Below are 7,346 nucleotides of genomic sequence, written 5' to 3'. Positions count from 1 at the left end.
AAGTATTGTCGGTGGTGTCGTGGGCAGCGGCGGCGGCGGCGGCCTTCTTCTTCTACAAGCCGGTCCTGCCCTACGTTCAGCCCTATGTCGACAACGACAAGATCGCCATGGCCGCGGCGGCCGGCATCGTCTTTGTCATCGCGCTGATCGTCGTCTCGGTGATCACCATGAAGATCGCCGACTGGATCATCGATTCGCGCATCGGCGCGCTCGATCGCACGCTCGGTTTCCTCTACGGCGCGGCGCGCGGCATCCTGGTCGTCGCGGTGGCGCTATTGTTCTTCAACTGGCTGGCCGGCGCCAAGGCGCCCGCCTGGGTTGCCAACGCCAAGTCGCGGACGCTGCTCGAGACGATCGGCGCCAAGCTCGAAAGCGTGCTGCCCGAGAACACGGAAGAGCTGGTCAACAAATACACGCGTAAGGGCACGCCCCAGGCCGGCGCGCCGGCGACCACCGACCAGCCCGCGGCCGAACCGCCGGCGACCGGCGACGACAGCGCGACGGCGCCCGACGACAGCGAAGGCGCAGCGCCGGCCGACAATGAGCCGGCTCCAGCCCCCGCCCCGGCTCCCGCCACCCCGGCGCCGGCAAACTGAGGCGCCGGCAAACTGAAACCAGGCCAGTTCCGGCACTGGCCTGGGGCATGTTATGGATGCGGCATCGCATGCGTTGCGTTCGATGAGCGATCGCCTTATATGGCGGTTTTAGCGGAGCTTGAGCCCCAGATGGCAGACTCAACGGCAGACGCAGGCAAAGTCCTTTCCGCCGAGGCCGATGACCATTTCCATGACGAATGCGGCGTGTTCGGCATTTTCGGCCGGCAGGACGCGGCAGCCATCGTCACACTCGGGCTTCACGCGCTCCAGCATCGCGGTCAGGAAGCCGCCGGCATCGTTTCCTATGACGGCACCCAGTTCCACGTCGAGCGTCATGTCGGGCTGATCGGCGACACCTTCACCAAACAGAACGTCATCGATCGCCTGCAGGGCAACCGCGCCATCGGCCACACCCGCTACGCCACCACCGGCGGCGCGGGCCTGCGCAACATCCAGCCCTTCTTCGCCGAGTTGGCCGAAGGCGGCCTTGCCGTCGCCCATAACGGCAACCTCACCAATGCGCTCACCGTCCAGCGCGCATTGCAGAAACAGGGCTCGATCTTCTCCTCCACCTCCGACACCGAGACGCTGCTGCATCTGGTCGCCACCAGCAAGGAGCGCGATTTGAACTCGCGTTTCATCGACGCCGTTCGTCAGGTCGAGGGCGCCTTCTCGCTGGTCGCGATGACGGCCAAGAAGATGATCGGCTGCCGCGATCCGCTCGGCATCCGTCCGCTGGTGCTCGGCGACCTCGACGGCGCCTGGATACTCGCTTCGGAAACCTGCGCCCTCGACATCATCGGCGCTCGTTTCGTGCGCGACATCAAGCCGGGCGAGATGGTGGTCATCACCTCCAAGGGCATCGAGAGCCTGTTCCCATTCGAGCCGCAGAAGACCCGCTTTTGCATCTTCGAATATGTCTATTTCGCGCGGCCGGATTCCTCGGTCGAGGGCCGCAACGTCTATGAGGTCCGCAAGCGCATCGGCGCGGAGCTGGCGCAGGAAAACCCGGTCGAGGCCGACATCGTCGTGCCGGTGCCGGATTCCGGCACGCCGGCCGCGATCGGCTTCAGCCAGGCCGCGGGCATTCCCTTCGAGCTTGGCATCATCCGCAACCACTATGTCGGCCGCACCTTCATCCAGCCGGGCGATTCCATCCGCCACATGGGCGTGAAGCTCAAGCACAACGCCAACCGCCGCATGATCGAGGGCAAGCGCGTGGTGCTGGTCGACGATTCCATCGTGCGCGGCACCACCAGCCAAAAGATCGTGCAGATGGTGCGAGACGCCGGCGCGAAGGAGGTGCATATGCGCATCGCATCGCCGCCGACCAGCGCATCGTGCTTCTACGGCGTCGACACGCCGGAGAAATCGAAGCTTCTGGCATCGCGCATGTCGGTCGAGGAGATGGCCGAGTTCATCCGCGTCGATTCGCTCGGGTTTTTGTCGATCGACGGGCTCTACCGCGCCGTCGGCGAGGCGCGCCGCGACAACGACCAGCCGCAATTCTGCGACGCCTGCTTCACCGGCCAGTATCCTACCCGCCTGCTCGACTTCGAAGGCCACGACAACGTGCGCACGCTGTCGCTGCTGGCGAGCGGCGGGTCGTAAGCCGGTCCACCCCACGGAATCCCTCACATGACCCTCGACCTTTCCGGCCGCGTCGCGGTCGTCACAGGCGCCTCGCGCGGCATCGGTTACTTCATCGCCAGGGAACTGGCTGCCGCCGGCGCGCATGTCGTCGCGGTCGCCCGCACCGTCGGCGGGCTGGAAGAGCTTGACGATGCGATCAAGGCCGACGGCCGCGGACAGGCCACGCTGGTGCCGCTCGACCTCGCCGACATGGCGGGCATCGACCGGCTGGGCGGCGCGATCCACGAGCGCTGGGGAAAGCTCGACATCCTGGTCGCCAATGCCGGTATACTCGGGGTGATCTCGCCGATCGGCCATGTCGAAGCAAAAACCTTCGATAAGGTAATGACCGTCAACGTCACCGCGACCTGGCGCCTGATCCGTTCGGTCGATCCGTTGCTTCGGCTCTCCGACGCCGGACGCGCGATCATCATGTCCTCCAACGCGGCGCACTCGGCGCGCGCCTTCTGGGCGCCCTACGCGGCTTCCAAGGCCGCGGTGGAGACGATGATGCGCTCCTGGGCGCATGAGACCGAGAGCCTGCCGCTTCGGGTCAACGCCGCCGATCCGGGCGCCACCCGCACCGCAATGCGCGCTCAGGCCATGCCGGGCGAGGATCCCGAGACGCTGCCGCATCCGTCCGAGATCGCCAAACGCATCGTGCCGCTGGCAAGCCCGGACTTGAAGGAAACCGGGCTGATCTTCCAGGCCAGGCACAACCGTTTCGTCGCCTATCGGCAACCGGAATAAACCTGCCTCAAGGCGGATGAAACAGGCCTCCCGCTACGTTCTTCGAATGTAGAACATTCGAAACCGGAGGACCGACATGCGCAGACTTCTTCTCGTTGCCGCCACCGCCATTACCGCCGCACTCGCCGCCACGGCAGGCGCGGCCCTGTCGCAAGACGCCAAGATGAGCTTCTTCGTCACCAGCGTCGGCTCCGGCAAGGGCGCCGATCTCGGCGGCCTCAAGGGTGCGGACGCGCATTGCGCCTCGCTGGCAGAAGCGGCCGGTGTCACCGGCAAGACCTGGCACGCCTATCTCTCCTCCAGCGCCGAGGATGCGCGCGACCGCATCGGCAAGGGTCCCTGGTTCAATGCCAAGGGCGAGAAGATCGCCGACGACGTCGCCTCGCTGCACAGCGACGCCAACGCCATCAGCAAGCAGACGGCGCTTACCGAGAAGGGCGAAGTCGTCAACGGCCGCGGCGACAAGCCCAACCGCCACGACGTGCTGACCGGCTCCAAGCCCGATGGCACCAAGATCGCCGACCAGACCTGCGGCGACTGGACGATGAGCGGCGCGGAAGGGGCAGCCATGACGGGCCATCACGACCGAGTCGGCCTCGACGAATCGGCCGCGGCGAAGTCGTGGAATTCCTCACATGCTTCGCGCGGCGGCTGCAGCCAGGAGGCGCTGAGAGGCACGGGCGGCGACGGCCTGTTCTACTGCTTCGCTGTCGAATAAGCGTCCGGCCAGCGGTCGTTCACGGGTCTGTGACCAGGGCGGGGGAGCGTATGCCGCCGCCCTGCTTTCGCCATTTGCTGGGAGTTGCTAGCATCGACCCGACTCCGACATCCAGCAAAGAGGAATTCCCATGGCTGCCACCCCCAGCGTAGCGTTGGTCTGGTATCTTGTGATCGCCGGCCCGCAGGGCGGCATGGCGGTGCTGCCCAGCACCTTCGACACCCGCGAACAGTGCACCAACGCGATTGCCGAATATCAGAAGCAACCGACGCCGCAGGGTTGGGCCGTGCAGTGCGTGCCGAGCGCCTCGCCTTTCACCGACGAAGGGGATGCGGAAGTGCCATCGGCACAGTAGCGCCAGCTGATCTCCCCCTCGTGAGCCCTTGTGAGGAGGAAGTGGCCGGGAAGCGGCCGGAAGGGGTCGTCGCGCGTGGCGCGCCGGCTCCTGTCGCCGAATGGGGTTCCGCCACCGCAAGCGCCTCCACCTTGCAGGCGATCAACTGACCGTCGAGCCTGCCTCTGGCCCCGAGTGTGATCAGCGCCTTGACCTGGTCGAGCCTCCTTCAGCGGTGCCTGCAGATGCGGTGGCGTCCATTTGCATCCCTTCCGCAGTTTTCGGTGCCTTGACAGCACGGAGATGCTGGCGGGACAGCGCGCCTCTGCCCCGCCGGGCATCGGACGACACCGTCGCCGATTTCCAAACTCGAAAGCGAGATACCCTGTCGGGTCGAGCGAAACTCGATCGTCCTTGGGCCGTTGCCAGACAGGAAGGAGATCCAGCATGGCCAAGGTGACCTCGCATCTGTGGTTCGAAAAGGACGCGCGGCAAGCGGTGGAATTCTATGTCGCCACCATTCCCAATTCAGCGATCGGCCGCACGACCGATGTGCCGGCGGACAATCCGAGCGGCCCCGCCGGCAGCGTCAAGATCATCGAATTCGTGCTCGACGACCAGAATTTCGTCGCGCTCGAAGCCGGTCCGCTCGATCCGTTCAACCATTCCTTCTCGATCCTCGTCGAGCTCGATAACCAGGCCGAGATCGACCGCATCTGGAACGCCTTTCTCGGCAATGGCGGCAAGCCCGAGCAATGCGGCTGGCTGAAGGACCGCTGGGGCCTGTCCTGGCAGATCGTGCCAAAAATCCTCGGCGACATGGCCGCACATCCCGACCGCGAACGCGCCAAACGCGCCACCGAGGCGATGCTGGGCATGGTGAAGATCGATGTCGCGGCGCTGGAGCGAGCGTTTGGGGGGTGAAGCTGCCAATTTCCCCCGCGACGGGAGAGATCGAAGTTCCAACGCAGCGCCAAGCCTATCCCCTTTGACTTCGGCCGCCCCGGCCATACCTTTGCGGGGGTCATTCCCGCGGAGGTCGCATGCGGTCCAAGTTGAAGCTCCTGCCCTTCATCCTCCTGGCGCTCACAGCCTTTGCGCAGCCAGTCGGCGCCGAAACACCTGAACGGCCGGCGCCGGCCGGCGGCGTGTTGTCGCTTTTGCCGCCGCCGCAGGTCACCGAGCATTCGATCACCCTTGGCGGGCGCAAGCTCGACTACCAGGCCAAGGCCGGCACGCTGTCGCTGCTTTCCGGCAAGGGCGAGGTCACGGCCGAGATCTTCTACGTCGCCTACACGCAGCAGTCGCCTGCCCCGGCCAAAGAGCGGCCGATCACCTTCGTCTTCAACGGCGGGCCGGGCGCGGCCTCCGCCTACCTGCATCTCGGCGCGATTGGCCCGCGCATCGTTGCGACCGCTGCCGACGGCCAATTCCTGCCGCCGCAACAAAGGCTCATCGACAATCCGGACAGTTGGCTCGACATGACCGATCTCGTCTTCGTCGATCCGGTCGGCACCGGCTACAGCCGCGAAGCGCCGGGCCAGGACACGAAAGGGTTCTGGGGCGTCGACCAGGACGCCAGCTCGGTCGGCGCTTTCATACGGCTCTATCTGGCGCAGAACGGCCGCACCGCTTCACCGCTCTTCCTCGCCGGCGAAAGCTATGGCGGCTTTCGCGCCGCGCTGCTCGCCAGGACGCTGCAGGAGGATGTCGGCTTGAGCCCCTCCGGCATCGTGCTGATCTCGCCGGCGCTGGAGTTCATGCTGGTGCGGCCGGACCAATTCGATCAATTGCACTGGGCGCTCGAACTGCCTTCGCTGGCGGCGGTGCGGCTTCGCGCCGACGGCGTCAGCGGCGAGGCGCTGCGCGACAGGCTGGCCGAGGTCGAACGCTATGCGCTTGGCGACTATCTGACGGCTCTCGCCAGCGGGCTGGAGCAAGGCGGCAAGCTCGCCAGCGGGCGCGTGGCGGAAATCACCGGCCTGCCGCTCGATCTCGTCGAGCGCAATTTCGCCCGTGTCCCTACCGGCCTGTTCACCCGCGAGTTCCAGCGCGCCAAGGGCAAGGTGCTCAGCCCTTACGATGCCACGATCAGCACCGCCGATATCTCGCCGGGCAGCGCCCGCATAGAAGGCCCGGACCCGGTGCTTGACCGCAGTGTGCCGGTGCTGACCTCGGCCTTTGTCGCTTACGCCCGTAACGAACTGAATTATCGCACGGATGTCAGCTACCGGCTGCTCAACGGCGAGATCAGTCGCAATTGGGAGTACGGCACCTCGGGGCAAGGCTATGCCGGGGCGATGAACGACCTGCAGCGGGCGCGTTCGCTCAACCCCTCGCTCGGCGTGGTCATCGTCAACGGCTATACCGACCTGGTGACGCCCTATCTCGCTTCGCGCTATCTGGTGAACCAGCTTCCCTCGCTCGCCGACGCCAAACCGATCCGGCTCGATGTCGTGGAGGGCGGCCACATGATGTACCTCAGGCCCGACGGAAGGCGCGCGCTGAAGGAGGCAGCCTCCGAGCTCTACCAGGCGACGCAGTAAGCGCTTCTCGATCGGCCACGAGGGCTCTGCCCCAACGCAAGCGCCGCGCTGGAACAGCGCGGTAGAAGCTTTCGCCCGTATAGCTGGCAGAAGTGGATCCGATAGGGCGGAGCCGCCTCCACGCTGGCAAATCGATACCGCATGGCCGATGTCGTCGTCCTCGAAAGCCGCGAAAGGGTGCTGGCCGGCATCCTGTTCACCGCGGCCGCCTATTTCCTGTTTTCGGCGCAGGACGCCTCGATCAAGCTGTTGGTGGCCGGCATGACAGTGTGGCAGATCATGTTCTTCCGCTCGGTCACCGTCCTTGCCGCCTGCGGCGCGATCGGCGGACGGACGCTGTTCGCCGACACGGTAAGCTCGCCCATCGTGCGGCCGATGCTGGTGCGCAGCGCGTTCACGCTCGCGGCCTGGCTCTGCTACTACAACGCGGCACGCTCGCTGCAGCTCGCCGAGCTCACCACCATCTACTACGCCGCGCCGATCATCGTCACCGTGCTTTCAGTGGTGATGCTGGGCGAGACCGTGCCGCTCTTGCGCTGGGCGGCGGTGTTCGTCGGATTCGTTGGCGTCTTCATCGCCTGCGACCCGGCGCGTCTCGGCTTCTCCGTGCCGGTGCTGCTTGTGCTGGCGGCAGCGCTTTTGTGGGGCATCGCCGTGGTGCTCTTGCGCAAGACCGCGATGCAGGAGCGCACGACGATCCAGCTGGTGCTCAACAATTTCTACTTCCTGCTTTTTTCGGCAGTGCCGGCGCTGATCTGGTGGCGCATGCC

Annotated in this window: 8 protein-coding genes and 1 pseudogene; 8 read left to right on the top strand and 1 reads right to left on the bottom strand. The window is 65.8% G+C overall.

Annotated elements, in window-relative coordinates; translation table 11 throughout:
* The 5 genes from EOA60_RS12175 to EOA60_RS12155 form a co-directional block, all read left to right on the top strand.
* A partial coding sequence (locus tag EOA60_RS12175) for a CvpA family protein (RefSeq protein ID WP_164899278.1) occupies positions 1–596 on the top strand: 596 nt, incomplete at its 5' end.
* A 129-nt stretch (positions 597–725) separates the two neighbouring features.
* Positions 726–2,207 (top strand): amidophosphoribosyltransferase, encoded by a 1,482-nt coding sequence (purF, locus tag EOA60_RS12170; RefSeq protein WP_095800085.1) that lies wholly within the window; start codon positions 726–728, stop codon positions 2,205–2,207.
* Positions 2,208–2,234: 27 nt separating this feature from the next.
* Entirely contained in the window at positions 2,235–2,978 is a 744-nt protein-coding gene (locus EOA60_RS12165; RefSeq protein WP_067001369.1) for an SDR family NAD(P)-dependent oxidoreductase, read from the top strand.
* 76 nt (positions 2,979–3,054) lie between these two features.
* Complete coding sequence (locus tag EOA60_RS12160) at positions 3,055–3,696, top strand: hypothetical protein (RefSeq protein ID WP_067330239.1); 642 nt, start codon at positions 3,055–3,057, stop codon at positions 3,694–3,696.
* 130 nt (positions 3,697–3,826) lie between these two features.
* A complete protein-coding gene (locus EOA60_RS12155) occupies positions 3,827–4,051 on the top strand; it encodes a hypothetical protein (RefSeq protein ID WP_067001363.1) in 225 nt (74 codons plus the stop codon).
* A gap of 88 nt (positions 4,052–4,139) precedes the next feature.
* Here EOA60_RS12155 and EOA60_RS38935 read toward each other — a convergent pair.
* A pseudogene (locus tag EOA60_RS38935) lies at positions 4,140–4,238 on the bottom strand (OsmC family peroxiredoxin); the annotation flags it as partial.
* Between the two features lie 239 nt (positions 4,239–4,477).
* Between EOA60_RS38935 and EOA60_RS12145 the strand changes: the two are divergent.
* The 3 genes from EOA60_RS12145 to EOA60_RS12135 all read left to right on the top strand — a co-directional run.
* Positions 4,478–4,954 (top strand): VOC family protein, encoded by a 477-nt coding sequence (locus tag EOA60_RS12145; protein ID WP_095800086.1) that lies wholly within the window; start codon positions 4,478–4,480, stop codon positions 4,952–4,954.
* Positions 4,955–5,073: 119 nt separating this feature from the next.
* The gene (locus tag EOA60_RS12140) at positions 5,074–6,576 is read left to right on the top strand and encodes a peptidase S10 (protein ID WP_095823656.1); all 1,503 of its coding nucleotides are present in this window, start codon (positions 5,074–5,076) and stop codon (positions 6,574–6,576) included.
* Positions 6,577–6,717: 141 nt separating this feature from the next.
* The coding region (locus EOA60_RS12135) for an EamA family transporter (RefSeq protein WP_128311395.1) at positions 6,718–7,346 on the top strand (629 nt) is incomplete at its 3' end.

The sequence above is a fragment of the Mesorhizobium sp. M1A.F.Ca.IN.020.06.1.1 genome, from assembly GCF_004023265.1.
GTDB lineage: Bacteria > Pseudomonadota > Alphaproteobacteria > Rhizobiales > Rhizobiaceae > Mesorhizobium.
This window is presented reverse-complemented; position numbering and strand designations above follow the sequence as displayed.